Origin of the sequence: Nocardia abscessus (assembly GCF_015477775.1) — a bacterium.
Classification (GTDB): domain Bacteria; phylum Actinomycetota; class Actinomycetes; order Mycobacteriales; family Mycobacteriaceae; genus Nocardia; species Nocardia abscessus_A.
Window position 1 is genome coordinate 210,140 of sequence record NZ_JADLQO010000013.1, and the last position, 24,993, is coordinate 235,132.

General features: G+C 68.9%; 22 protein-coding genes and 3 pseudogenes. 1 reads left to right on the forward strand and 24 read right to left on the reverse strand.

What is annotated here, in order from left to right:
* Positions 1-309: 309 nt before the first annotated feature.
* Positions 310-812, reverse strand: a pseudogene (locus tag IU450_RS28480) (dihydrodipicolinate synthase family protein).
* 180 nt (positions 813-992) lie between these two features.
* Here IU450_RS28480 and IU450_RS28485 point away from each other — a divergent pair.
* The gene (locus IU450_RS28485; RefSeq protein WP_195152814.1) at positions 993-1,436 is read left to right on the forward strand and encodes an NUDIX domain-containing protein; all 444 of its coding nucleotides are present in this window, start codon (positions 993-995) and stop codon (positions 1,434-1,436) included.
* Positions 1,437-1,550: 114 nt separating this feature from the next.
* Here IU450_RS28485 and mobF read toward each other — a convergent pair whose 3' ends face one another.
* From mobF to IU450_RS28600, 23 genes and pseudogenes are all read right to left on the reverse strand, one after another.
* On the reverse strand, positions 1,551-7,559 hold the full coding sequence (gene mobF, locus IU450_RS28490; protein ID WP_195152815.1) for a MobF family relaxase: 6,009 nt from the start codon (positions 7,557-7,559) through the stop codon (positions 1,551-1,553).
* Between the two features lie 331 nt (positions 7,560-7,890).
* The gene (locus IU450_RS28495; RefSeq protein WP_195152816.1) at positions 7,891-8,289 is read right to left on the reverse strand and encodes a hypothetical protein; all 399 of its coding nucleotides are present in this window, start codon (positions 8,287-8,289) and stop codon (positions 7,891-7,893) included.
* Positions 8,290-8,378: 89 nt separating this feature from the next.
* On the reverse strand, positions 8,379-9,911 hold the full coding sequence (locus IU450_RS28500; protein WP_195152817.1) for a hypothetical protein: 1,533 nt from the start codon (positions 9,909-9,911) through the stop codon (positions 8,379-8,381).
* 344 nt (positions 9,912-10,255) lie between these two features.
* A complete protein-coding gene (locus tag IU450_RS28505; protein WP_195152818.1) occupies positions 10,256-10,792 on the reverse strand; it encodes a single-stranded DNA-binding protein in 537 nt (178 codons plus the stop codon).
* A 129-nt stretch (positions 10,793-10,921) separates the two neighbouring features.
* Positions 10,922-12,610 carry a ParB/RepB/Spo0J family partition protein gene (locus tag IU450_RS28510; RefSeq protein WP_195152819.1) on the reverse strand — a complete coding sequence of 563 codons (1,689 nt, stop codon included), beginning with the start codon at positions 12,608-12,610 and terminating at the stop codon, positions 10,922-10,924.
* Between the two features lie 114 nt (positions 12,611-12,724).
* Positions 12,725-12,964: a hypothetical protein gene (locus tag IU450_RS28515; RefSeq protein WP_195152820.1), complete on the reverse strand. Its 240-nt coding sequence runs from the start codon at positions 12,962-12,964 to the stop codon at positions 12,725-12,727.
* A 129-nt stretch (positions 12,965-13,093) separates the two neighbouring features.
* Entirely contained in the window at positions 13,094-14,014 is a 921-nt protein-coding gene (gene dprA / locus IU450_RS28520; RefSeq protein WP_195152821.1) for a DNA-processing protein DprA, read from the reverse strand.
* Positions 14,015-14,047: 33 nt separating this feature from the next.
* Positions 14,048-14,461 (reverse strand): annotated as a pseudogene (locus IU450_RS28525) (DUF4192 family protein); the annotation flags it as partial.
* 75 nt (positions 14,462-14,536) lie between these two features.
* On the reverse strand, positions 14,537-14,977 hold the full coding sequence (locus IU450_RS28530; RefSeq protein ID WP_195152823.1) for a DUF4192 family protein: 441 nt from the start codon (positions 14,975-14,977) through the stop codon (positions 14,537-14,539).
* Between the two features lie 426 nt (positions 14,978-15,403).
* A complete protein-coding gene (locus IU450_RS28535) occupies positions 15,404-16,270 on the reverse strand; it encodes a bifunctional DNA primase/polymerase (RefSeq protein WP_195152824.1) in 867 nt (288 codons plus the stop codon).
* Between the two features lie 145 nt (positions 16,271-16,415).
* Complete coding sequence (locus tag IU450_RS28540) at positions 16,416-16,955, reverse strand: TIGR04338 family metallohydrolase (protein WP_195152825.1); 540 nt, start codon at positions 16,953-16,955, stop codon at positions 16,416-16,418.
* Between the two features lie 169 nt (positions 16,956-17,124).
* A pseudogene (locus IU450_RS40150) lies at positions 17,125-17,263 on the reverse strand (DUF2786 domain-containing protein); the annotation flags it as partial.
* Between the two features lie 14 nt (positions 17,264-17,277).
* Complete coding sequence (locus tag IU450_RS28550; protein WP_195152826.1) at positions 17,278-17,958, reverse strand: cell envelope biogenesis protein OmpA; 681 nt, start codon at positions 17,956-17,958, stop codon at positions 17,278-17,280.
* Positions 17,959-18,015: 57 nt separating this feature from the next.
* Positions 18,016-18,225 carry a hypothetical protein gene (locus IU450_RS28555; protein WP_195152827.1) on the reverse strand — a complete coding sequence of 70 codons (210 nt, stop codon included), beginning with the start codon at positions 18,223-18,225 and terminating at the stop codon, positions 18,016-18,018.
* Positions 18,222-18,722: a hypothetical protein gene (locus IU450_RS28560; RefSeq protein WP_195152828.1), complete on the reverse strand. Its 501-nt coding sequence runs from the start codon at positions 18,720-18,722 to the stop codon at positions 18,222-18,224. Before IU450_RS28560 ends, IU450_RS28555 begins: the two co-directional genes overlap by 4 nt.
* A gap of 5 nt (positions 18,723-18,727) precedes the next feature.
* Positions 18,728-19,204: a DUF3085 domain-containing protein gene (locus IU450_RS28565; RefSeq protein ID WP_195152829.1), complete on the reverse strand. Its 477-nt coding sequence runs from the start codon at positions 19,202-19,204 to the stop codon at positions 18,728-18,730.
* A gap of 25 nt (positions 19,205-19,229) precedes the next feature.
* A complete protein-coding gene (locus IU450_RS28570) occupies positions 19,230-19,661 on the reverse strand; it encodes a hypothetical protein (protein ID WP_195152830.1) in 432 nt (143 codons plus the stop codon).
* Positions 19,658-19,915: a hypothetical protein gene (locus tag IU450_RS28575; protein WP_195152831.1), complete on the reverse strand. Its 258-nt coding sequence runs from the start codon at positions 19,913-19,915 to the stop codon at positions 19,658-19,660. The genes IU450_RS28570 and IU450_RS28575 overlap by 4 nt, the downstream gene beginning before the upstream one ends.
* Before the next feature lie 71 nt (positions 19,916-19,986).
* Positions 19,987-20,742: a class II glutamine amidotransferase gene (locus IU450_RS28580; protein ID WP_195152832.1), complete on the reverse strand. Its 756-nt coding sequence runs from the start codon at positions 20,740-20,742 to the stop codon at positions 19,987-19,989.
* Positions 20,730-21,944, reverse strand: coding sequence for a hypothetical protein (locus IU450_RS28585; protein WP_228835250.1), 1,215 nt, complete (start codon positions 21,942-21,944; stop codon positions 20,730-20,732). The genes IU450_RS28580 and IU450_RS28585 overlap by 13 nt, the downstream gene beginning before the upstream one ends.
* A gap of 116 nt (positions 21,945-22,060) precedes the next feature.
* Positions 22,061-22,861, reverse strand: coding sequence for a class II glutamine amidotransferase (locus tag IU450_RS28590; RefSeq protein WP_195152833.1), 801 nt, complete (start codon positions 22,859-22,861; stop codon positions 22,061-22,063).
* Positions 22,849-23,895: an amidoligase family protein gene (locus IU450_RS28595; protein WP_228835251.1), complete on the reverse strand. Its 1,047-nt coding sequence runs from the start codon at positions 23,893-23,895 to the stop codon at positions 22,849-22,851. The genes IU450_RS28590 and IU450_RS28595 overlap by 13 nt, the downstream gene beginning before the upstream one ends.
* A 695-nt stretch (positions 23,896-24,590) precedes the next feature.
* A complete protein-coding gene (locus IU450_RS28600) occupies positions 24,591-24,914 on the reverse strand; it encodes a hypothetical protein (RefSeq protein WP_195152834.1) in 324 nt (107 codons plus the stop codon).
* Between the last annotated feature and the right edge of the window lie 79 nt (positions 24,915-24,993).

The window sequence follows — 24,993 nt, forward strand, 5'->3', positions numbered from 1 at the left end:
ATCGCGCGTCAACCGCAGCCTTGATAAACGCGATGTCCGACAATGGCACCGCCTTGCGGGTATCGGTGTAGTCGTCGAGGTTGCGCTGCCACGACCGCGCACAGTCCAACTCGCCACGAGCTGCTGCTGCGGTGATCGCCACCAGCAGTTCGGCGACCGGGCCGCCCGCGCCGGTGACGACTTCGTCGAGTCCCAGCTCGGTGAGTCACACTGGGGCGCGGTCGTCGCCGAGAAACACAGACAGTCGCGGGCAGCGGGTCTTGTACTCGCGCGTCGCCGCACGATCCTTGCCGGGGTCTTTCACCCCCACTACTTGCGGGAAATCTGCGGCCAGCCGCGCCACCACGGTGGGAAGAGTGGGTTCGCGGTGTGACGCGGGAAGTTGTACAGCAGCCACGGCTTGCCGGATGCGGCCAGTACCTGCCGGAAGAACTGCTCGATTCCCGCCTCGGGTGCGGCGGCGAAGAAGTACGGGGTGATCGCCGCCAGCACGTCGGCATGCTGCTGAGCATGCTGCACCGCCGCGATGGCATCGGCCGTAGCGGTTGCGCCGACGTGCGCGATCAGTGTGCCAGCCCACGTGCTGCGACTGTGCTCGGTCACCGCCCGGCGTTCACCAAGGGTGAGGCTGGCGAACTCCCCCGCGTCCCGTTCACGAGGATCGCGCTCACGCCAGTGGCCGTTAGGAACTTCAGGTAGTCTGTCAACCCGGCGAAATCCACCTCGGCGGAGGGCTGGAACGGTGTCACCGCGGCCACGATCGCAGAACTCAGCATGTCCTGATTCAACCGCTCCGGCCGATGGTTCAACATCGCCGGACAACCCCCAGACCGTGCCCGACCGCGACCGCCGGCGGGAAGGCAGCGCGCATCGCCGCAGAACGAAGCCAACCTGGACGGGACTCGCGGCTCGAATAGTTATTCGTCACACAGAACTCGCGCATGCATCCGGCGATGGCTCGTCGACGATCAGCCCAGGGAAGGACACTATGGATGAGCGACACCATCGAACAGTTCCAGATCCAGGTCACCGCACGCGCTCTGGTCACCAGCGGGGAGGATCTGCTGCTGGTGTCCAACGACGGACGGATCTGGTACACCCCCGGCGGTCGCCTGCAACCCGGCGAGTCGCTGCACGACTGCATCCGTCGCGAAGTCCACGAGGAAACCGGACTCCATGTCACCGCCGGTGAGCTGGTGCATGTCTTCGAATACTGGGAAGAGAAGCACCACCGCCACAAAGTCGAGTGTTACTTCCAAGCGCACCTGGAATCCGGGGCAGTCGACCAGGATTGGGCCGATCTCGACGGGCCCGTGGAGCACATGCGGTTCTTCACTCCACAGCAGATGCAGGCCGAGGAACGCATCTATCCGCAGTTCCTGAAGAAGGGCCAGTGGCGCACCGGCAAGGACATCTACATGGGCTTCGAACGGTAAACGCGGACCGATTCGGCAGCCGGTGAGCGCGCTGGCCCGTCCACCGTGCCGCAGCCATCGAGAGGATGGCCTGCTACGGGTGCGCAGCCAAGACGCCGGAAGCGGATCCGCGCCTTACAGACCGAGGTCGTCATCTCGCTGCCGATGGGAGGGCTCGGTGTGCTGGTTGGTGATCTCTTGGTCGCCGTCGTTGGCCGGTGCGGTGTGCGGTCGGAGTTGTTGTTCTCGCGCTAACTGGGTCGGGTCGAGGGTGCGCCGTCGTTGCTGTTCGGCGCGGTATTGGTCAAGTTGTTGGCTGATGTCGGTGATCCTCGTCCGGGCCTCGTCGTTTGTCTCGGCGCGCGTGTCTGCGCGTCGATGGTTGGGGACGGGTTCGGGGTCGGTGTCCAAGAGGTGGTCCCAGTTATCGGCGGTCCCGGCGAGCAGGATGGCCTCGCGGTTGGCGGCGCGCGCGGCGGCGCGCGCGGTGCGGTAGTTGCGGCTGCGGGTGGTTTGTTCGGTGATGAGGGTGTCGATGCGGGTCTGAAGTGTCCGGCGTTGGCTGCGGCGGTAGGCGGGTGTGGCGTCGAGTTCGGTGCGGGTGTCGGCGAGTTCGGTGGCGGTGGCGTGGAAGGCTTTCGCGGCGGTGTGGAGTTGTTGGTCGGCGGTGCGGGAGTCGCGGATGGCTTGTTGTGCTGCGATATGGCGGCGGATGAGTTCGTCGGTATCTGCCTGGTTGTCGGGGGTGTGCTGAGGTGGGCCGTACAGGACGGTGTCGGTGTCGGCAAGCGCCAGGCTCTGCTGCAGCTGATCGATGCGCTCGTCGAGTTGGTCGTCGGTGAGTGCGAACAACGGATTGTCCGCGGCCGGATCGGCGGCGTCGTTGGGTCGTGACTCGTGCTCGGCGCCGAGTAGTGGGTGGTTGCGGATCCAGGCTTCGATGGCGGCGCGGTGGGTGGGGTTGCGGGTGTTGCGCCAGTCGCGGCGCAGCATCGCGCGGGCGGCGGTCGCGGGTTTGGTGGCGGTGATGTGGTCGCAGCGGGCGGTGATGTGGTCGGCGGGGTTGTGGTCGGGGATGCCGGGTTCGCCGGTGTCGCGGCATTCGCCGCACAGGCCGTCGTCGGCGCGGCGTGGTGGCACGGGGGTGGCGTCAGTGCGGGTGCGTTCGAGGCCGCACGCCACACATCCGAGCCCGCGGGTGTCGGGGAGGGCGGCGAGGTCGTAGTCGAGCGGGCGGTACTTCGCGCGCGTGTCGGGTAGGACTTCGCGGTAGTAGTGATGGGCGACCCCGTCGGGAATGACGGTGTGGTAGGGCTGGTCGTCGACGTCAGCGCGGGTGTCGCGGTAGTCCTGCTCGGCTCGGCGGGCGTCGGTCTGCGCGTGGGTGAGGGGGTCGCGGCGGGCGTCGGGGTCGGTGTATTCGTGGTGGTCGCGGGCGGTTTCGTGGCGTCGGTCGCGCCGGTAGGCGGGTTCGGTGGGTGTGGTGGCGGGTTGGTAGACGTGCGGGTCGGTGGTCGGTGTGCACGCGTCGATGAGTGCTCGGTGCTGCGGGAAACGTTCGCCGGCCCACCGCAGGCGGGCGCGGGCGACGGGGAAGCTGTGGCGGTAGAGGGTGTCGGCGATGTCGGTGAGGATCGCGCGTTGTTCGTCGGTGGCGATGCCGGTGATGTCACCGAACGCGGCGACCGCGGCGGTGATCTCGCCGGTCTGAAATAGTTGCGCCACCCGGCGGATGCCGTCAGGAACCTCGGCCCCGAGTTCATCAGGGTGTGCTGCTTGTGTCGCTGGTTCCGGCGGGTGTGCGGGTTCGGGGATGAGGTGCGGGTTGCGGACCTGATCGGGTTCGGGCGGCTGTGGTGGTGTGGTTGTCATCGGCTCGGTTGCGGTGGGTGGTTGGTGGTCGGCGGGTGTGCTGGTTGGCGTGTGAGGGGTGTGGTGGAGCACGGCGTCGATGCGCCAGGCCAGCGCGGAGGCGAGTTGGTCGGGGCGCAGGCCGGTCGCGTGGTCGGGTTGGGCGGCGAGGAGTAGTTCGTGGGCGGTGGCCAGCAGTTGCCGGGGTGTCCAGTTGGTGCCGGTGGCGCGGTCGATCGCGGCGACCACCCGTGGCCAGGCGGGGTCGGTGGTGACGCGGTCGGCGGCGTCCGCGCCGAGCACGGTGTGTAGATCGGTGATCCAGTCCGGTTGCAGGGTGCGGTGGCCGACGCCGGTGTCGAGGGCCGAGGGTTCCAGTTCCAGGCGCGACCACAGTGCGGCGGCGGGCATTTCGTCGGGCAGCGGTCGTCTCGCGGCGGCGTCGGTGAGCAGAGATGCGATGCCGAGTCCGGCGCGGGCGGCGAGGGCGATTTTGTCGGCGAGGACCGGCCAGTACGGGTCGGTGATGATGCGGGCGTCGAGGCGTTCGACGGTGGCGGCCCAGGTGTTGACCGGCAGGTGGATGTCGCCGAGCGCGTCGGTGACGCGTGCGTCCAGCAGCTGCTGATGGTCGCGTTCGAGCGGGCTGTAGCGGCGTGGCCCGGTGGGCCGCATGTCGCGGTCGTCGACATGCAGGGCCGCACGCCAGACCGCGAGCTCACCCAGCAGCCCGGGGTCGACGCCGACGAGGGGACGCGCCCAGTGCGGTGCGGCACTCGGCGTCCAGTGCTGGGTGTCGCGGCGGATCTGCGCGGCGAGGTCGCCGACGATGCGCGCACGCGACGCGAGCTGGGTGGAATCGGAGTCCTCGCGCAGGCCGCGCGGGATCCCGTGTGTCCACGGCAGTGGTCCGATGCCGGTGGAGTGCGCGCCCGAGGGATCCAGGCGCCAATCCAAAACGGCGGCAATGTCGTCGGCGGTGTCGAGTTCCCGCGCGCCGGCGGCGGCGTGCAGGGCGGCGGTCGGATCGCGCCCGGACAGCGCGATCGTCGCCAGATGTTGACGCAGCACGGGGTAGGCGGGGCTGTCGGTGAGGTTCGGGCGCAACGCGTCCGCAGCCGCATCGATGCGCTGTAGCCCGTCGGGGCCGAGCGCGGCTTCGGCGGCGACACCGATCGCGTCGAGGTAGATATCGAGCGCGCGACCGATCCGCGCGCGCGGATCGAGGGCGTCGCGTAGTTGGGTGTGCGCCGATTTCTGTGCGCCGTCCCGGCCGAGAATGCGCTGCAGAACTTCGACCGCGGTGCGCGGATACGCCGCCGGTTCGCTCCAGAACGAGCCTTCATCCCCGTCCAACGCGGTGGGGATGTAGGCGTGGTTGGCGTGCACGCCGCGGGTTATCGCGACGTAGAGCTGTTGGCGGGACTCGGTTCCGGTGAGTGCGACATGGCAGGTGTCGGTGGTGATGCCTTGCGCGGAATCGATCGTCGCCGCGTACCCGAGCCGCACGTGGGCGGCGACATAGTCGGCGGGAAGTCGCACACTCTGGCCTGGTTTTCCGTCGGAACGCTGGTGTGTGGCGGTGAGGCTGCCGTCGTTGTCGACGGTGGTGATGGTCCAGGCGTAGCCGTTGCGCACCCAATCGTGTGCGCCCACACGCAGACGCGGATTGTTGCGGCGGGTGCGGATCGTGTCCCCGACCGACGCCGACAAGCGATCAGCCAGCATGACTTCGGCGCCGACGACACCGCCGTCGCGGGCTATCCGGTCGGCGCGGGCACGCTCGTTCAACGCGGTCACGACCTCGTGGGTGGCGGCGAGCATGATGGTGTCGCGGCCGGCGAGATGATCGCCAGCCCAGGCGGTGTAGGCGTCGTCCTGGGTCGCGCCCAGGTGCCCGGCGTGCACACGAGCGTTGTCCAGATACCAGCCCAACGCGGCCGGATCGCCCTCGCGCAGCTGCAAACTGGCGGTCGCTTCCGCGGTCGAGGCGAACCGCACGACATGGGTCAGCGTCAAGGTCTGTTCGGGGGCTGCGGCGTTCATGTCGGCGTCCGCGCCGCCGGCCTCGATCGCGGGGAGCTGGTGATCGTCGCCGATGCAGCGGATCGTAGCCCCGCGCTCGGTCAGAAATCGCAGCAGCCGTAGGCGTTTGAGGTTGCCGACTTTGACGTGCTCGTCGACGATGACCAACGTGTCGGAGCCGATTTGCAGCACCCATTCCGGCAGCGACGGCGGGATATCCCGCGCCAGCGCGGGGTTGCCGGGGTGCGGGGTGTGCCGGGACAGGACGTCGAGAACCTTGTCGACGGTCTCGGTGCGGGCGCCGATCGACTCACCCAGCACCGCCGCGGCCGCCGCGGTGGGGGCCAGGCCGAGGACCTGGCCGCCGCTGGCGTGCCAGGCGTCGGTGAGCACGGCCATCGCGGTGGTCTTGCCCGATCCGGCGGGGGCGTTGGCGGTGTGCACCCGCAACCCGGAGGTCGCGAAACTGTCGATGACGCTGATCTGCCCGGCATTCAATGACCGGTCGGCGTGCTGGTCGTTGTAGTTGTCGACCGCGGCGCTCACCAGGTCGGGGGAGAGTCGGCGGGCGCCGGACTGCACCGACAGCTCGATCAACGCCGCTTCCACCGACAACACGCCTGCCGAGGTGTACAGCGGCGAGCCGGCGGCGGTGTACACGCTGGCACCGTCGCGGCGTCGCAACAGCTCCGGGACGGTGCCCAATTCCGGTTCGTCGGCAACATCCGGGTCGCCGCGCGGGATCGACCGGCCCGGGGCGAGCGCTTCGGTGAGCACGGCGTCGGTGACCTGTTCCCACTCTTCACCGCGGATGCGGCCACGCAGCTGCCGCTCGACTTCGGCGCGCACATTGGTGGCCCGCCACGTCGCGCGGTGCTCGGCCACCACCTCCAGCACCTGGTCGGCCGTGCGCGCAATCCACTGCGTTGACACCGCGATCCGCGGCGCGCGCACCGGATTCAACACCGCGGCAATCATCCGCGACGGCGCGTCGCGGCCGCCGAGCAACGCCACCGCCTCAGCGCGCCACGTGCGGCGTTGCTCGGCCAGTGACCGCAACTGGTGTTTGGCGGGGCGGGTTTCCAGCGTGGCGCGCTGCGCCAACTCATACATCTCCGCCGGGATCGGCTCGCGCCCGAACCGCTGCTGGAACTCCGCAGCCAGCTCACCCACCCGCCCCTTGATCGCGGTTTCGCGCCGCGACCACGCCTCGATCAATCCCATTGGTATGCCGACGATTTCCCGGATCGGGCGCTTCGCCGGATCCGGTGTGGGACGTGCGGCGAACTCCACGCCCACGAGATCCTCCAGGTGGTGCTCGAGACGGGTGTTGTAGATCTCCGACACCGTGACTACCACCTGGTAGATCGCGGAGCCATCCAGAGTGCGCCACTTCCCATCCAAGGTGCGCACGCGGTTGGCGATCAGCACATGCGTGTGCAGGTCCGGGTCCCCAGCGCGGGAGTCCCGGTGGGTGAAACACGCCGCGACAATGCCCTCGACATCGACCTGGCGCACACCGTTGCGACCCAACCGAGTGAAGATCCCGTGCTGTTCGAGCCACCCCAACGCGTCACGCACCGCACGCTGGTGCGCGGTCTCGATCTTGTCCGCGACCGCCCGCGGCGCCACCGCCCACAGCGCCGACACCGACTTGACGGGTGAGAAAGTGATATCGAAACCCGCGACCGCGGTCGTGTTCGGCCGCGAGTTCTTCGCCACCCACCCCGACAACTCCCGCGCATTCAGTGGCGCACGACCGTACTCTTCGCAGAACATTTCGAACGCGACATGGGTGCGAATCCGCGCTCGTTCGGTAGCGGGAATGGCGTCGTGCGGGTCTGCTCCATGCGCGATATTGTGTTGCTCGAACGCTTTCGCGCATCGTTTTCGGAACGCGGAAACCTCGGCGTAAACCCGATACGGATTGCCTAAACGCGACGCTTGATCGGCCGCGCGTGCCGCGTGGTCGTGCTTGGCGCCGAGGCTGATCTGCTCGTCGTAGACCTCGGTTTCGATGAGTTCGGCGTTCGGGTGACGCCCCAGTCCGAACAGGGATTTCATCTGTTCTTCGCTGACTTCAGCACCGTCGTCGATGCCCAGTGCGGTCAAGCCGGTGCCGTGCCAGACACCGGGTGCTTCTCCGTGTGCGGAGTAGTAGTCGGCCAGGCTGTCACGGCCGCGCGAGCTGGCGTCGTGCGCGGCGACATTACGCAGGTAATATTGGTAGCCATTGCCTGCCACGACTTTATGAATTGTCGCGGTCATGCATCCATCAAGCGCCCGCTGTAGGAATAGCGCTAGGGGTCGAGTTTGACTATTTTTTAGTCAAATCAAGCATTTCCCCTGGTCGTTATGGGATTGTTATCCTGGATGCAAGAGGTTTGCTTGAGAAAAGAGGTAGAGGGAGGCATTGGGTGGCGGTGAAGAAGTGTAGGAGATGGGGAGCAGAGCTGTGGATTGATGGGGTTGAGGTAGGTGGTGAGCGTGGCAGGGAGATGTGGGTATGGCATGGCGGTCCTGGGGTAGTGGCGGTGGGCTGATCAGGGGGGCCGGGACCGTGGTGCGGTCCCGGCCCGGCGGCCGGTGGAGCCGACGCTCAGGCGCGCGGAGAGGGGATGCGCGCCCATCCGAACCGCTCGCACGCGTAGTAGCGGTTGTCGATGGCGACGACGTCGCCGACCGAGAGCGAGCGATGCCGCTGGGCGGCCCAGGCGTCGGCGTGGGCGTGGTCGTCGAGGTGTTGCGGGTGTCCGTTGAACGTGGCGAAGGCGCGTTCGAGCATGAGCTCGTCGGACCACACTTTGGCGGCGGGCACGGTGTACTCGTACGCAGCCAGGAGCGGTGCCCCTCGGTGGTAGTGGCGGCGCATGGAGGGGCCGTCGACGTTGAGAAAAACCGAGATCGTCGCGGCAGGCCGCAGCCAGGTCGGGAGGTACAGCTGGTAGGTGACGTGGCGGAAGTGGATCCGCAGGCGGCGTGCCAATCGGCGGTGCATGAGTGGACTCCTGTGTGGTGAACCGGTCCGCCGTGGGCGCGGGGCAGCCACGGCGGACCGGTGATCGAGGGGCGCAGCGAGTGCTCGGGTCAGGCCGCCCGCGGCTGAGCGCGGCGGGCGGGGATGAGGCCGAGGTCAACTCGGCAGGTGGTGCAGTAGCCGTCGATGTGGATGACGGTCAGGTGGGTGCAGCCGTCGCAGCGTCCGTGGCGCTGGTCGGCGGCCAGCTGCGGACGCCGCGGGCGGGAGGTACGGCGCACCGACGGGGCGGCGGCCCGCCGCGACGCAGCGGGGCTGGGCGCGGGCCCGAGTTCGGGGTGCTGGTGGAGGTAGCGGCTGATGATGCGGCAGATCGGGTGCGGTGCGGCGCGATGCCACACCTCCTTCAGCAGGCCGTGCGCCGCACGCGGGTAGGCCGCGGCGAGGTACTCACACCGGGAGAGCACGAACTGTTCGAGGGTGAAGTTCTCGGGCAGCGGCGGGATGCCGGGGCGGCCGTCGGCGCGGCAGAGGTCGCACAGGCCGTCGTCGGAGACGAGGCGGCCGCTGCGGGTGTGGATCGCACGCTGGTCGCTGGTGGCGCGTTCGATGAAGCAGGACACGCACCACCACCCGGTGACAGCGACCATCGCGGCGCGGTCGTAGTCGAGACCGTTGCCCTGGTCGGGGATTTCGGGCCGGTCGTCATCGCGCACCCGCAGCGTGGTGCGGGCGGCGGCGAAGGCGAAGCGTTCCTCCTCGCTGATGCGGCTACGCCGCCGCGGTGTCCGCGGCGCGGAGCGGCGAGGCAGGAGGTTGGAGGGTTCGGCCGCGTCGAGGTAGGCGCGAGCGCGCTGGGCCAGGGAAGCCTCGGCGGAGTCGCGGTCGGCGCGTTCGGCGGCGCGCCACCGCTGCTCGTCCCAGGCGGCTCGCAGCTCGTCGTCGTACTGGGCGGCGACGTACGCCACATAGACGCGGTCCCACATCTGCGCCGCGGCCTCGGAATCCCGCGGCTGGTCGGCGGAGCGGACCCGCATGCCGGGCGCGACGGGCGCGACCGAGACGGTGGCGAGCGGGTCGTCCTCGTGCTCGTCGTCGGTCGCGCCGAGGTCGGTGAACAACAGGGTCTGGGCGTAGTCGGTGACGAGCGCGTCGCACAGGCGGGCACGGGTGAGGACCGGCCCGCGATGATCACCAACGCGGACGGTCCGCGCCGCCACCCGTGCGGCGATCCGCGCGGGGGCGAGGCGGGCGGCGTCGACCCGGTGGGTCGGGGCACGGCGGGTCACCAGCGGCCGGTAGCGGTCACGCACCGGCAGCGGCGGCAGCTCGGCAGCGGCGAACGACACTTCGAACAACCCGAGCAGCTGCCGATGGTGCAGGCCCGGGTCGGTGTCGGGTGCGCATACGCTGATGCGGTCACGGTGCTCGGGGTGGGCTTTCCACACCGCCTCGAGGCGGCGGTGCGCGATCTGGAAGGGGTAGCGGGTAAAGGTGTCGGCGAGCCCGGTGAGGAACGCCCGGTCTTCGGGTGTGGCCAGCGCGAGCGCCGCGGGGAACGCGCGCCGCGCCGCGGCGGAGTCGGTGGTGAACAGGTGGTCGATGTGGGTGATGGCGTCGAGGAAGGCACTGCGTTCGGTCATGACGAATGTCCTGTCTCGCGAAGGAAAACGAACCCACCCCGCCGACGCGCGTCCTCTTACGACACGAGGGGTGGGTGGCTGGTCGAGCGACCCGCCTGAGGGCGACCGGCCAGGGTGGTGAACGACGCGGCGGAGGGAACGCGCCAGCTGCGGGCGGGAACGAATTCCCTGCGCTGGAACACACGACGGCCACATGGCCGGTGGACGGCGCGCCGGGGGAATTCGTTCACGATCGGGCGCGGGCCCGCAGCCGCGGCGGGCGCCACCCTGGTAGCCCTCAGGAAGGCGGGGCGAGCGGCCAGACGACCAGCCCGGCCCCCCCAACATGCCCTCAACGCCTCCGATCAGAATCGGACGTCGTCGCCGGATCCACCGCCGAACGACCCCGCACCCGCATTACCCCAGGGATCCGACGACCACCCATCACCACCACCGGTGGCTGTCGCCCCGACCAGCTCCCGCGAGCGTGACCGGTCCTCGCCGAAGCCGCTGGCGTCACTGCTGCGGCTGCCGGGGCGGGTGGTGCGGTTGACTTTCGCGGTGGCGAACCGCAGCGACGGCCCGATCTCCTCTACCTCGAGTTCGACCCGGCTGCGCTTGTCGCCCTCGGGGGTCTGCCAGCTGCGCTGCCTCAACCGACCAGTGACGATCACCCGCGCACCCCTGGTCAGCGACTCCGCGACGTTCTCTGCGGCCTCGCGCCAGATGCTGCACGGCATGAACAACGCCTCGCCGTCCTTCCACTCGTTGGCGTTACGGTCGAGGTATCGCGGCGTGGACGCGACGGTGAAATTCACGACCGCGTGACCTGCGGGGGTGAACCGCAACTCCGGATCGGCGGTCAGGTTACCGATCACAGTCAGCGGGGTGTCTCCGGCCATGAGCATGCTCCTTCACAAGGTATGGACAGGGGGATGAATCGGTGGCCGTGGTGCCACCGGGCAATGACCACGGTGGGACCACGGCAGACCGGATCGCCTCACCTCTCGGGCGAATCAAAGGTGGTGGTGTCAGGAGGCGAGGTCGATGTCGTGGTAGTCGATGTCTCCGGCGGCGGCCTGTTCGACATCGACCAGCGCGAAGTCCAGCTCGGTTCCGGCTGCGGCTTCGGCGAGGAAATGCAGATACCGTTTCGTGGCCGCGGAGCTGTCGCGCCAGAAACTTTTGCCGATCGGTGCCTCGGCGGCGGCGATCTGCATGGCGAGCACGATCATCCACGCCTGCGAGGGTGTCGCGGCATGGATGGCTGCGACCAGCTGCTGAGTGGAACCGCCGACCCCGAGCAGCTTGGTCACCTTCTGCAACACTGTCGGATCGAGGGTGTGGGCCATGGATTCGGCGACGAACGCCGCGGCCTGCCGCGGTGGGGTGCGCCCGGCCAGCAGACGCGGCAGGAACTCCTGTCGCCGCGCGTTGGCCGCATCGCCTCGTTTGTTCAGCTCGATCACCCGTCGCCGGTCCTGGCGCGCCTGCTCCCGGTCGGCGGCCGCCTTCGCGGCGGCTTCTTCGGAGCCGTCACCGGTGTCGGGGACGATCTGCTGCAGGCCGCTGTCGGCCAGCGCGTTGGTGGGCAGGAAGTAGGACGGGATCCACCGGTCGCGCCACTGCACCTGCTCGGCGTGTACCTGCCCGTCGGCGGGTTCGGCGGACAGGTCGCCGCGGGTGCTCCAGTCGACGGTGCCCGCGTCGATAATCGCGCCGGTGTCCTTGTCCACCAGCAGCCCGTTCTCCTGCACCTCGACGAACACCACCCACCGGGCCGGGTCGGCGTAGATCAGCTCCTCACTCACCGGCTCACCCGCGGCGGTGACCAGCTCGCTGGCCGGAATGTAGGCCGCATCCGGCTCACTGGTATCGGGTTCGCTGGCGAGGACCCCGAACCCATACGCGCCATAGAGAAGCGATTCGTGCAGGCGGGCGCGGGTTTCGGCGCGGTCGTGCTCGATCCGCTTCGCCGTGGAGGCGAAGCTCCACCGTCCCGCCGTCGCCAGCCGCTGCACCGCGTCGGTGTCGCCGAGGTTCTCGTAGTGGGCGATCACCGCGAGCTGATCGAGGCCGTACTGGCGTTCCTCCAGCAGCCGTTTGGCGGTGTCGGACGCACCGACCGCGGCGGTCTTCTGGATCTCGGACCGTTTGCGCTGCAACCCTTTCGCGACCCGGGTCGCCGACGCGCCGAGGTCGAGCATCAACGCAATACCGGTAGCGCGGTCGGCGTCGGTGAGCGGGATGCGGCGGTCGTTGAGGTTGATCTGCGTCAACGTCCGCGCGATCCGGCGTTCCTTAGGGTCGATGTCGGTGGGGGCGTCGGTGACCCACACCGGCACCCGCGTCAAACCGACCTCCCGGGCGATGAGCGTGCGGATCTGCCCATCGACGACGTGAACGGAGCCGTCGGCTTCGCGTTCGGCTCGGATCGGGTTGCCGACACCGAACTCGCGGATCGACGCCGCTTCCTCCGGGTGCGCCGCGAGATCGAAACTCTTACGGACGTTTTCGGCGATCACCAACTCCGCCGGATCCAGGTACTCCGCCTTGGCCTCGGGCACATCGAGCACCACGGGCTCCTCGACCATGATGGATTCCTCGACCGCGGGGGCGGGCTGCGCGGCAGGCACGGTTTCCTCGACGGCCACCGGGTCGGTGTCAGGACCGGGATCGGTGGCCGGGTCGGCGACGGCGGTCAGGGTGGAAGTAGTCAACACGGCTCCTCACGGCAAGCGGCGCGGCGACCCCACCACTCACAGGTGAGGCCGCCGCGCCGGAAGACGAAACGGGACAACAGGACACGGGCGAGTGCCCGCGCGGATGAGATGTCAGGCGGCTCGCTGGGCGCTGTGGCGGGTGACGTTGACCGGGCGCAGCCGCAGCACGCCAAGCTCGCCGTCGTCGAGGAACGCCCAGTAGCGGCCCCGCCAGCCGGGGTAGTCGCCGCGCCAGCGATCCAGCACCGCCGAATCAGTGATCGCGGGCGCGGCTCCGGCGTAGCCGAGATGCTCGAGACGCTCGAACTCGCCGCGAGTGAGGGACTGCACGGCAGGGGTGGACGCGGACATGAACAAACCTCCTGTGATCGGTCGGCGGACAACTGCCACCGGAAGACGGGTGTGGGTGAAGCAGAAGAGAACTTCCTGACCGGCCGGCGGATGAGCCGACGAGCGCGCGCCGGTTATGCGGTGGGCTGGTCAGCCCAGTGGCGGTGGGGCGGGGGTCGATGTGATGTCGTCGATGACCTGTTGGGCATCGGTGACCAGGCGGGCGTGCCCGTCACGGATCAGGTCGTGGCAGCCGGTCGAGGCGGCGGAGTGGACCGGGCCGGGAATCGCGAACACCGGGCGGTTGAGCTGGCGCGCCCAGTTGGCGGTATTGCGGGTGCCGCCACGGATTGCCGATTCCGGGATGACCAACGCCCGCGCCAGCGCGGCCACCAGCCGGTTGCGTTGCACGAAATGGTGTTTGGCCGCCGCAGTATCGGGCGGGTACTCCGAGATGAGCAGCCCGGTCTCGGCGATCCGGTCGAACAGCTCACGATGCGCGGCCGGGTAGGCGCGACCCAACCCGGTCGCGACCACAGCGATCGTGCGACCACCACGGTTGAGCGCCGCGCGATGGGCGGCGGCGTCGATACCGAACGCACCGCAGCTGATGACCGTCCATCCACACTCGGCCAGATCACCGGCGAGGTCATGGGTGACGTGCACCCCGTAGTCGGAGGCCGCACGGGAGCCGACAACCGCGACGGTGAACTGCGACAGCGGACTGTGCCGCGGTGTCCCGCGCATCCACAACGCCACCGGACTGCCACCGGTGACGCCGGGTGCGTCGAGGTCGGCCAATCCCGCAGGCCCGGGCCACTCGGGATCGTCGCGAGTGACCAGGCGGACGCCGAGCGCGGCGGCGCGGTCCAGATCCCGTTCCGCCCCGCCACGCAGATCACGGGGAAGATCAACTGGGCCAGCCTGCCCGGTCACGAGCCGGGCGGCGGCCTCCTCGACCTCGAGTGTGCGCATCAACTCGCGCACGACCGGCGCGGCGGTCAGCGCGGCGCGGGCGATCACTGCCCATGCCAGCCGACGCGAGGGGCCGTGCGCTGCAGCGGGATTCATGAAACCTCCACGGTGGTCGATGCGGGTACGGGTTCAGTCGATGTCGATGTCGATGCCGAGTTGAGTGGCGCTGGCGCGCCCGGCAGTCAGCGCGGCGCGGACGACCTCGACAGGCACGGTGCGGTGGATTCCGGCGGCCATGGCCTGCACCGTCGGGTTGTCGGGGTCGTCGGCCAACGCGATCCGGACCGCGGCCAGTGCCCGGTCCCCGTCACCGGCGACATACGCGGTGACCGCGCACAACATCGCCGCCGTGGGCCGGTGCGGTGACGGCAGAGCGCGCACCAGCAACGCCCACCATCGGTGCCCACGCGCCCCTTTCGCGCTGACGGCGAAGGCATACAGGCTGTCGCGGACCATGTCGTCGGCGAGCGCATCGGCGAGTTCGGCCACCTCCGCAGCCGACAGCACACCCTCGGCGCGGACCGCGTCCACTGCATGAGCGCCAGCCGCAGCCGTTCCTGCGACAGCTCACGATCGCCACCACGCACCGTGAGCAGCGCCGCGACCTCGGCGGCCAGCTCACCATCCGGAACCAGGTCCGGCGGAAGGTCCTCGACACTGGGGCCGCGGCTCGGTATAGGGCAGCAGCCCGTGCTCGCTGCCGAACAAGCTCGCCCACGGATGCCCCGCGTCGGGGCCGGTCACTGACCACGCCGCGAACACCTCGACGCCCAGTTCGGCCACCTGGTCGCGCAGCAGGGTCACCAGCTGGCGGTGCTCATCGCGCGGAAACGCGGTGTCCGGCCTCGGATCATCCACCACGACAACAGCGACGGCGGGGCGATGCTGTGCACACCAGCCGCGGGTGCGAGCCAGGATCGGGATGGTGGCCAGGTAATCCCGGGTGAGGTAGAGGTCTTCGCGGCGGATGCGTTCGACCGCGATCTGCGGATCCGGCCAGCACGCCCCTCCCGAAGGCCGATCACCACCAGCGACTGGTGTGGCGGTTTCGGCAACCACGCCAGCGCCTCGGCGATGAACCGGCCGGGATTCTCAAAAGAAGACACGACGAACCTCCTCGAAGACGGAGGAAGGGGCGTGCGTCACCACGGCGGGAAGACGCAACAGCAACGGCACGCATACAGAGCGGCGCGGCCTCGCCCGACGCTGGCGGGGGATGACGGGCGAGGCGGGGAGGGTGGATGCGTCCTGGAGGGGGCGGGGCGCATCCACCGTCGCGCCTCGGCGCCGGGTGAAGCAGCGGGCAACAGCCCAGCGCGGGCAGCATCGGGCTTCGACCGACGGAAAGCGAAAGTGACTGTCCCCCCGGCGAACCCCGACCCCTGCAGGCAGACTAACCCCGCCACCCCCGGCCGAGCCACCGGCGATGCCCCATGCAAGCGGGCGCCGCGCCGGGTGGGACTCGGCCCGGGGTATCCACGCCCGTTATGGGTTGGTGCCTGCGAGGGTGCGGCGGGCGGCGTAGGTCAACCCGTCGGTGATCGTGCGGTCGGACTCCGCGGCGGTGAAACCCTCGACGCCGAGGTGGATGCGTGCGGCCTCGCTGAGCACGGCGTGTGCCTGGTTGTGGTCGAGCAGCCCGGCGCCGACGAGCCGACCCAGGGAGTTGGCCGCCAACAGCAGGGTGCGATGCCGTATCCCGGGGTAGGCGGCATGGACACGGGCGCTTTGATTGACCAACGCCGCCTGCACGTAGGCGTCAGGATGAACGACCACCGGAGCATTGCGGGGAACCCGCGGCGGCGCCGGCGGGCTCAGCAGCTCGGTCAGCCACTGCGGCAACAGGATCGGTGCCCGGTCGTCGAGGCGGCGGTACGGGCCTTCGGGCAGCTGGGATCCTGCGGCGACGACGTAGCCGCCGTGGCCGCGGCTGTCGATGCGCCAGCCGAGGCGGGCGATCGTGTTGCGCAGCGGTGGTATACGCGGCGCACGGTAGTACAGGTGCACACCGCCCGACGGCGTCGCCACCGCGTACGTCGGTACCGGCATCGGCTGACCGGACTCGGCGGCCAACCGGACCAGCACCTCGCGGCCATTGCGCGCCGCACGCCACTCCGGCGGCGGCGTGTGGCCGTGATTGGTGTCGAGATCCAGTACATGCAGTCCCGACGGGCCGCATGCGACCGCGACGTTGTCGCGGGGCCGCCGCCGCCACCACGCGCGAATCCGGCTGTGATCCTGCGTGGCGGCCCGGTCCCACTGCTTGATGGCCGGGACCTTCGTTCCCGGATGCAGCGGGAACACGTGGAAGCCACGCTCGGCGTTGTCCAGCGCCGCGCTCAGTAAAACCACCCCACCGCCCGGATGCGACCGCCGAGGCAAACCGCCAGGTGCGTTCGTGTTGTCGAGCCCAACCGCGGCGGCTCTACGGTTCCGGGCGGTGGTAGCCGATCCGGTCACACGGCGTCCCGGGCAGGTCGGTGGGTGGTCACGGTGTTCATGGGCGGCTCCTTCCTGGACGCGATCCGATGTCGCTGAGCCGGGCTCCGTTGTCGGCGAGTGCGGCACGCATCAGCCATCCGGCTTCGGGGCCCATGACACCGTCGAGAAGTTCCACGAACACGCCGCAGAACTGCGGGCCGTGCCCGGCACTGGCCGGTGGTTGCAGGTGGTGGGCCAGTTCGTGCAGCAGCAGCAACTCGCGCAATGCGGCCCTATGGTGCAGCGGTACGGCGACCATGCTAGTGGCCGGTTCGTAGTGCGCGTGCGCCGCGCCGCGGCGGGCGCGCACGGTCACCGGGATACGCGCGCGAGGGTAGCGATCCTGAACCCAGCCCAACGCGAGTACGGAGTTGAGGTACACCGAGATGGATTCCAGCGACACCATCCGCCGTTCGGCGGGCAGGTTGATGCGTGACCCGAACACCTCCACCATCCGCCCGGGCACCTTCTCGGCCAGGTCGAAAATCTCCCGCACGTCCTGCTCGGCGTCATACACCCGCTGCCGCTGCGTATCACGCGGCCGGATACCGGTCATGACGGCAGCCGTCGCAGTGTGGACGGCAGGGCGGACGGATCGGTGAGGCGGTCGCGGCGACCGGCCGCATCACCGGCGGCGGTCGCGGCCGGTGCCGGTCGGGGGCGGCTGGTCCGGCTGCCGCGCCATTTTCCGCGGGCGCTGCTGTGGGCGGTGTAGCAGTCGCGCGGTGACGCGGCCCGCGCCATTGCCAAATCGATCGAATGCTGCGTGGCCAGCCGTTGCGCCATCGCCGAGAACGCCTCGGCCTCATGCTCGTTTTCGGTGCCCTCGGCCTTCCGCGGCAGCGCACCGATGCGGGCAACCATCCTTTGTGAGGCCGTCACAGTCGCATCCCTTTCAGGCCGAACAGCCTCGCGAAGGCGACGTGGGCGCGCAGCAGGTCGACTGGACCGGACATCCCGTCGGCGGCGGGCGCGGCGTCGCGGACCTTGCGGATCTTCAGCAGTTTCGCCCCGCGCAGCTTGATACCGGTCACCGGTGGGGTGGTGTCGGTGCCGGGATCGTGGACGGCGGTGTAGTCCGAGATCGGGATCCATACCTCGTACCAGGCGTCGGCGGGCTGGCCTTCGCGCGGCGCCTCCCGGGAGTCACGTTCGTTCGCCTGCCACCGCCAGCAGGGGCAGGCGGGGTCCTCGCAGCGGGCGAATTTCTCGGGCGGGTGAGGGTTGTAGCGGTGCTGCCGTCCGGCCAGCATCGGGCAGGCGCGGCGGGAGTAGTGGCCGCATTCGGGGTGCACGCCCGGCTCCGGGGCGATCCCGCGCAGGTGGTCGGCGGGCCGGATGTAGAGCACGACCCGGTCATCCAGGGGCTGCCCGCAGATCTGGCACAGTTTGCGCGACAGGGTGTCCCGCAGTCGTCGCTGGTCGAGTTTGCCCCATACCGGTCGGGTCCGGTCGCGGTGGGCGAGGGTGACGTGCGGAACCACCAACCCCTGCGACAGCGGCGCGTGCGCCAACCGCACAGGGACCGGTGGCCGCGCCGGTGGTACGGGTTCGGTCAACGAAGATCACCTCGAATCGATCGGATGCGCCACCCGAAGTGGCGTGGGGGAGGGGTGTCAGGAGTCGGTGGCCGGGATCGGTGCGGCTGACACCTCGATACGAATCACCCGCGCGGCGACGGCGGGGGCGTGAATTCGGATCTCGATCACCGCGCGTAGCGCGCCCGGGACCGGTGGTTCGACGACCCAGGGCTCGAACCGGTCGGGGTCCAGGTCCGGAAGGCTGGCTTCTATCCAGGCCACCAGATCGGTGGCGTTGGTGATCACCACGGCCAGCGTCGGCTGGTGTGCGGGTCGAGGTCGTGCACCGCGACGGCGATGGGTGCGCCGGGTACCTGGGTGCTCACCGACCGCGGCAGCAACGCCTGTAAGCCACCGGTAGCAAGGTTGCCGCGCGCGATCACCCACCGGGCACGCTCGTCGAGCTCGGCGGGCAGCAGTCGCCACCCGTACCCGGTCGGCAACCGATCGAACAGCTGCCGTTTCCAGCCGGTTCGGCTGCCGGCGTCCTCATCGAGGGTGTCGACTTGCGTGGCGTACTCGATGCGCACCAACGCCATCACCGCCGCAACCCCCGCCTTCGCGGGGACAGGGTCGACACCGGGGAACACGCCGATCGAGGTCCCCGGCTGGGGCGGGGCCGCGAACGCGGCGTGATACCCCGCGACGAGCACCCGCGCGGTGGGGGCGACGTCGGGCAGAACCGACCGATATTGAGGATCGGTCTGCAGACGTGCGAGGTAGGGGCTGGAGTCGAGTTCCACCGCAATCACCCCGCACCACGGGAAGAGCGGTGGTCACCGCCAGAAAGTGGAAAGGCGGCGGGTGGGGTCGGGCTGAACATCATTGCGAAGTTGCTGGGTGAGACGGTGATGGAGAACCAGTCGTTCATCGCGGCGTGGGTGCGGATCAACTCGATGAAAGGGTGGCCGTCGAAGTCCTCGGTGAGATCGAGGTATTCAGAGAAGTCGTCACCGAGCGGTTCACCGTGATGCCAGTGGGTTTCGGGTCCGTGACCGAGGGCGTAGACGACGCGAGCCATACCCGCCGGGCTACCGGGGTGGCCGGGCTGGCGCGGGATTCCGTTGCTCATCAAATAGATGCCCTCGTCTTTGACCCAGATCAGCGACGGCACCGCCGGTCCGGGATCGTCATACGGCGAGCGGGAATGGCCCGCAGCCGCCATTGCGTGCTCGGCGAGGTCGATCACCTTCGACAGTGGGAACCACAGGGTCACCGATGTCATCGGCAGATCTCCTTTCCTGAAGGGATTACGGTGGGCAGGCTGGAATCACGCCGCTGAGCGGGGTGACGGATTCGATGAACGCCAGCGGCAGCAGCACCCCGGCCTGCTGGCCGTTGCGGGTGAGCACGGTGTGGTGGCGGTGCACGGCCTGGACGCGGACGTGGTCGTGGACGTACCCGCCGCGGGTGATCACGGTGGCCGCCACCCGGGCGCGGCGAAGCCGATGCAGTTCGGTCGCGATGAGCGCGACCACCGGATCACCGCCGTCACTGGTCTCGCAGGCTGCGGCGGCGACGGTGTTGGCCAAGCGCTGGCGCAGCAGATCGCGGGCGTCCTCGAGCTCGTCGAGGTTGGTGTCGTCGTCGAACCAGCGGTCGATGCGAGCGAGGGCCTGGCGAAGGAACTCGGACTCGGACGCGTCAGCGATCGGCGCTGGCGGGGTGTGGTGGTCGCTCATCGGCGATCGCGCCGCAGACGGCGCCACCGTGCGGCTCGGCGGATCGGGGCGGGCCGGGAGCGAGTGGCCAGCGTGGTGGCGAGGATGTCAGCGGCGTTCGGGCTCAGGTCGGCGTAGCGCCAGTCGGTGACGGGATCGTCGCGGTCACGCAGTAGCAGCCGCACATGGTGGCCGTCGGTGCTGGCGATGACCGCGTGCCCGTCGACATCGCGCAGCCGGATGAGGATCGTGGCCAGATTCGGGTGATAGGTCACGGAAGGATCCCCTCTCGTGAGGTGGGGGCAAAAGGCCGAAAGGCGGCATGGAGGGACAGACGCCGGTGGTGTCAGGCGTTCTCGAGTTCGATCAGGTCGGCGTAGCGTTCGAGGCCATCGAGCGCCTCGCATGCGCAGCGCGGGAATGGTCGCAGGCACTGGGCGCAGAATCCGCACGCGGTGCAGTGCGAGCCGGGCTGCTCGGGGTCGAGTTCGCCGCAGGCCAGGCAGTACTCCCAGTCCGCGGCGGTGTAGCCCCAGGTGTGGGGCTGGTAGGTGCGGTTGGAGTACCAGATCCCGCCATCCCAGTGCCCGTAGGATTCGTTGAAGATGTACGCGGAATGCTTGTAGGCCGGATCAACGGTCAGCAGCACCATCTTGTCGCTGCCCAGCCACCGCTCCAGCCGCTCGCGGCCCGCCCACGAATCCAGTGACCCGAACGGCCGGGTCGGCAGAAAGTCCTCCGCGGCGATGCGGGTGTCGCTGCGCCGGTCACCCAGACGCGGATGGACGCTGCTGGGCAGGATCCCGTTGTGTGCGAGCACGGTTCGCTCGTCACCGCCCACGAGGAAGGGATGACAGTTGTCCACGCTGCGGTGGCCGTGGGTGGCCAGCCGGGAATGGAACAACGCCGCACCGTCGGGGTAGTGGTCACGTACGCAAGCGAACTCGTTGATTACCGCGTCGGCGTTCATGCCGCGGCCGACGATGATGCCGGTGTCGGTGAGCACGGCGTAGCCGTGGCCGTGCGGGTTGGCCAACGCGCCGTTGCCCACTGCGTCGAGGTCGGGGCTGATGCCGGGTTTGACGAAGGTCAGGATGCACACGCGAGGGCCTCCATTTCAGCCAGCAGCGGGGAGTACTCCGGGCGCGAACGAACCCAGGTGGTGAAGGCGGTCCATTCCCAGCCGCGACGGCGCGCGATATCCGCCGCCGACAGCTCGCGGGTGTATTCGACTGACGCGGCGGCGAATGCGAGGGCTGCTTGGACCTGTTGAGGGTGCAGGGAGCTGGCGAAGATCCGCAGTTCGAACGTGGCTTCTGGGTAGACGTTGATGGCCTGATAGCGGCCGTATCCGGCTTGGCTGCCCTTGGCGTAGCGCTGAGCGTTGGAGCGCTGCTGCGGGGAGAACTCCGCCCACTCCGAGTCCCGCCGCCGCGCCAGCGTGGTCACCGGGTGTTCGTTGCGGTACACGAACTTCAGCCACCGGTAGGCATGCGCGGGGGAGGAGAACCCAGCGCGGGAGACATGGACATGGATACCGACGCCGGTGTCGGTGTAGCAGCCGTGCAACCGCAGACGGCGCAGCAACGTCCACGGAAACCGTTCGAGCGCGTACTCATACGACATCGGGTGCGTCACGAGTTCGAACCCGCAGGAGATCGAGCCGTCCTCCTTCAGATACGCCAGGTCCCCAATGTGGGCGATGGCGGTGTCGACCGCATCGCGATAACCGCTGCCAGGAGTTTTGACTTCCAATTCCAGACCGAGGAACAGTGGACCGTCACCATGGAAGCGTGGTTCGGGTTTGTAGTACGAGTCGTGAACTCCGTCATGGGCAGGGGAATCCGTGCAGCTGTCGCAGTAGCCTTGGTCGCGCGGGACGAGGGTGAAGCAGTCGAAGCACTCGCGGTAGTCCTCGTCCTCACAGCTGCCGCAGACCCGGTTGCCTCCATCGACGGGCTGCAGGTCGACGGCGAGTTCACCGCAGTCGTCGCAGGTCTCGTAGCCCGAAGCGCACTCGGCACAGACTTCCGCGACGGCGCCGACGACGGTACGGGTGTCGCGGGTGTAGGTGTCGCATTCGCCGCACCGCTGCCAACCGGTGAGGCATTCGCGGCACAGCAGCGTGTCCTCAACGGTGCGGCTCAGAGTGTGGGTGTGGGCGGCGCAGCCGTCGCAGCGCAACAGGTCGGCGGCGCAGTCCGGGCACACCCGGTCCCCGTCGATTGTGGCGATCAGGTGGCCGCTGGCGGCGGGGCGGGAGCATTCCTCACATAACGGGTCGGCCAGGGCGGATGCGGGCATGACGAATCGGGGTTCCTTTCGGTGAAATGGAAAGAACCCCGCACCCCGCTCCGCGATATGGGAGGGGATGCGGGGTTCTGGATCGGTGGATCAGCGGCTGGTGGCAGGCCGCCGCTTCACGGCGCTGTGGCCTGCTGGCGGGTAGGTCGATGGGCCGGGTTCAACGCCCGTAGCCCGCGGTGGCGTGAGGTTGCCGTGCCGGGTTCAGGCGCGTGGCAGGTGCAGTCGGGGAACGCGGTTTCGCAGTCGAAGCACCAGCCGCAGCCGCCGCAGTAGCGGCTGGCGCGGTCGATGTCGAGCTTCTGGCAGTACCCGCACAGATACCTGCGGCGCCGCGTCGGCCAGCGCAGCGCGGGTGGCAGGTGGCTGGTATTGGAGTACCAAACCCCCTCCACCCACTGGCCGGCCGGTTCGCCGAACAGGTAGGCGTGACGGTCATAGGCCGGGTCGATGGTGAGGATCACCAGCTTGCTCGACCCCAGCCACGACGCCAGACCCCGCGCGCCGCGGTGGGTGTCGATCGACCCGAACGGCTGTTTCGGCAGGTACTCCTCGGCCGCGATGCGGGTATCCGAGCGCGGATCGTACGGGCCGGGGTGCACCCGTTTCGGCAGGGTTCCGTTGTGCGCCAAAACGGTTCGCGGATCCTTGCCGAGCCGGAACGGGTGGCAGTTACGCAGCCCGATCATTCCGTGGGTGGCGTAGCGGGAATGGAACAACGCCGCCCCGTGCGGGTACTGGGCACGCAGTTTGGTGAACTCGGCGATCACGCGGGTGGGATTCATGCCGCGAGCCACGAGGATGCGGCGCCCGGCGATGATCGCGAAACCGTGCCCGTGCGGGTTCGCCGCGGCACCGTGGGCCAACGCGACCGGATCAGGCGCGACCCCGGCGGGCAGGTAGGTCAACAGGCACATGCGAGGTCCTCCATCTGCGCCCACAGGGGCTGATAGTCGGGCTGGGTGTGCACCCAGGCGGCGAAACGGGCCCAGTCCCACCCACCGGCGCGCACGTCTGAGACGCGGAGACGGCGGGTGTAGTCGATGGAGGCGGCGGTGAACGCCAGCGCCGCCTGCACCCGCACGACATCCAGGGAGCTGGCGAACACCCGCAGCTCGAGGGTTTTGCGGGGGTAGGGGTTGATCGCCTGATTGCGGGCCAGCCCCACCGCGTGCTGCGGGCCTTTGGCGGTGTCCTTCACCCGCGCCCGCGCCGTTCGGTCGAACGGCGCGTAGGGGGAACGTCGCCGCGCGAGCGTCGAGACCGCGGATTCGTTGCGGTACAACAACTTCATCCACCGGTAGACGTGCGCGGGGGAATCGAACCCGTCGCGGCTGGCGTGCACATGCAGGCCCACGGTGGAGTCGGTTTCGCAATCGAGCTCTTCCAACGCTCCCAGCAGCGGCCACGGGAACCTCTCGATCGCATACCGGTAACTCATCGGATGGGTGACGAGCTCGAATCCGGTGGGATGGATCGAGGAATCCTGCTTCAGGTAACCCAGCCGCCCGAGATGGTCACCGACCACCGAGACGGCTTCGCTGTAGCGGTGGTCCGGGACGATGACCTCCAGCTCCATCCCCAGATACAGCGGACCCTCGCCGTGGAAGCGGGGATCGGGTTTGTAGCTGTAATGCCACACATGCTCGCGGTGGATGCGGCACTCACAGCTGCGGCCGCGCCGGGTGAGGGTGCCGCAGTCGGGGCAAGAGTCGAACCGGTCCACGCAGCGGCCGCAGGCGCGGTGACCGCCGGAGACATACCGGCTGGTGGCGCTGTAGCGGCTGCACTGGTAACAGAGGTCGAACAACACCGCCGCACACCGCAGGCACACCGGCTCATCGGTGTCGGTACGCACCCGCGGGTTGGTCACCACCCGGCACGACACACACGGCAGCCACCCGGTCACACATTCGGCGCACAACTGGCGTTCGTCGGCAGTCTCGGTCAACGCGAGAGACAGCGCGCGGCAGTGATCGCACCGCGACAGCCGCCGCACACAGCGACCACAGACATTCTGTTCGTCGACCGGGTACCGATCACCCGGGTCACAGCTCCCGCAGACCGCGCACGGCGGATTCGAGGGGATATCGGGCATGACGCGCCACCTTCCGGATACGAAAGAACGCCAGACCGGAAGCGATTCCCGGCCTGGCGTTCAGGGGCAACAGGGTGTTGGCTACAGGGGCGGGCTCACAACAACGCGGCCCGCTGGCGAGCCCGGACAGGCGTCGGATGGACCGATCCTGTTCGCCTGCGACGCAGACGAATCGAATAGCGCGGGGCCGCCGCCGGGCGCGTGATTACTGCGAATGCGGCGGCCATGCCGCGGCGCGGACCGCGACGACGGCGTCTGCAATCTGCTCAAGGGCAATCAAGCGGTCGTCGGCTTGCTTTTGCCAGCGGGCCTCGAACTATGTCCGTTGCGTCCGGGTCACCGCCTCTGGTGGTGCGAGGACGAATTACCCGAGCCGCGGATAGGTCGTCGATGGTTCGGTCAGGCACACATCCTGCCGTCGCCGTCGATTCGTATAGCAAGCCCCCAGGTGACTCCCACGCCCACATGTACTTGCCCGCACTCTGTAGCCTTACAGTGCGAAGGACCAGGCAGATTGCTCCTGCCTGGTCGTTCGCCGCAGACAGGTATCACCAGAGCTCGACCAAATCGAACCGAAGCTCCTGGTAGCGTTCCGGCACGCTGCCGCCGACAGCGATCCGATCGCGCGCCCATGTTCCGACGAGAGTGAAATTCCCGGTCGTGTTCGCCTCATGGAGATCACCGCTGCCGCGGCCGTTGCCTTCCGCAGTGAGCACTGGCAGCGGGTGCCGGGCGAATCCGCTGGCGTTCTCGGTGACGGAGCGCTTGTCGACGAACATCCGCTTGTCATGGTTGATGACGTAACGGCCTACTGGAGCGGGGTCCGGCGGTGGGGTGTTGGCCGAGAACTGGGCCAGGCGAAAGAGATTCATGTCGCGTCCGGGCTATTTGGCGGCGTTGTCGCCCGCCCACACGACCCGAGCCGGCGTGTTCAGCGCCCGCTCGACCGCT

Excerpts from the sequence above, each read along its gene's own strand:
- IU450_RS28485 (WP_195152814.1), top strand. The coding sequence starts at position 993 with ATGAGCGACACCATCGAACAGTTCCAGATCCAGGTCACCGCACGCGCT.
- mobF (WP_195152815.1), bottom strand. The coding sequence starts at position 7,559 with ATGACCGCGACAATTCATAAAGTCGTGGCAGGCAATGGCTACCAATAT.
- IU450_RS28495 (WP_195152816.1), bottom strand. The coding sequence starts at position 8,289 with ATGCACCGCCGATTGGCACGCCGCCTGCGGATCCACTTCCGCCACGTC.
- IU450_RS28500 (WP_195152817.1), bottom strand. The coding sequence starts at position 9,911 with ATGACCGAACGCAGTGCCTTCCTCGACGCCATCACCCACATCGACCAC.
- IU450_RS28505 (WP_195152818.1), bottom strand. The coding sequence starts at position 10,792 with ATGGCCGGAGACACCCCGCTGACTGTGATCGGTAACCTGACCGCCGAT.
- IU450_RS28515 (WP_195152820.1), bottom strand. The coding sequence starts at position 12,964 with ATGTCCGCGTCCACCCCTGCCGTGCAGTCCCTCACTCGCGGCGAGTTC.
- dprA (WP_195152821.1), bottom strand. The coding sequence starts at position 14,014 with ATGAATCCCGCTGCAGCGCACGGCCCCTCGCGTCGGCTGGCATGGGCA.
- IU450_RS28540 (WP_195152825.1), bottom strand. The coding sequence starts at position 16,955 with ATGACCGGTATCCGGCCGCGTGATACGCAGCGGCAGCGGGTGTATGAC.
- IU450_RS28565 (WP_195152829.1), bottom strand. The coding sequence starts at position 19,204 with ATGACATCGGTGACCCTGTGGTTCCCACTGTCGAAGGTGATCGACCTC.
- IU450_RS28570 (WP_195152830.1), bottom strand. The coding sequence starts at position 19,661 with ATGAGCGACCACCACACCCCGCCAGCGCCGATCGCTGACGCGTCCGAG.
- IU450_RS28585 (WP_228835250.1), bottom strand. The coding sequence starts at position 21,944 with ATGCCCGCATCCGCCCTGGCCGACCCGTTATGTGAGGAATGCTCCCGC.
- IU450_RS28590 (WP_195152833.1), bottom strand. The coding sequence starts at position 22,861 with ATGTGCCTGTTGACCTACCTGCCCGCCGGGGTCGCGCCTGATCCGGTC.
- IU450_RS28600 (WP_195152834.1), bottom strand. The coding sequence starts at position 24,914 with ATGAATCTCTTTCGCCTGGCCCAGTTCTCGGCCAACACCCCACCGCCG.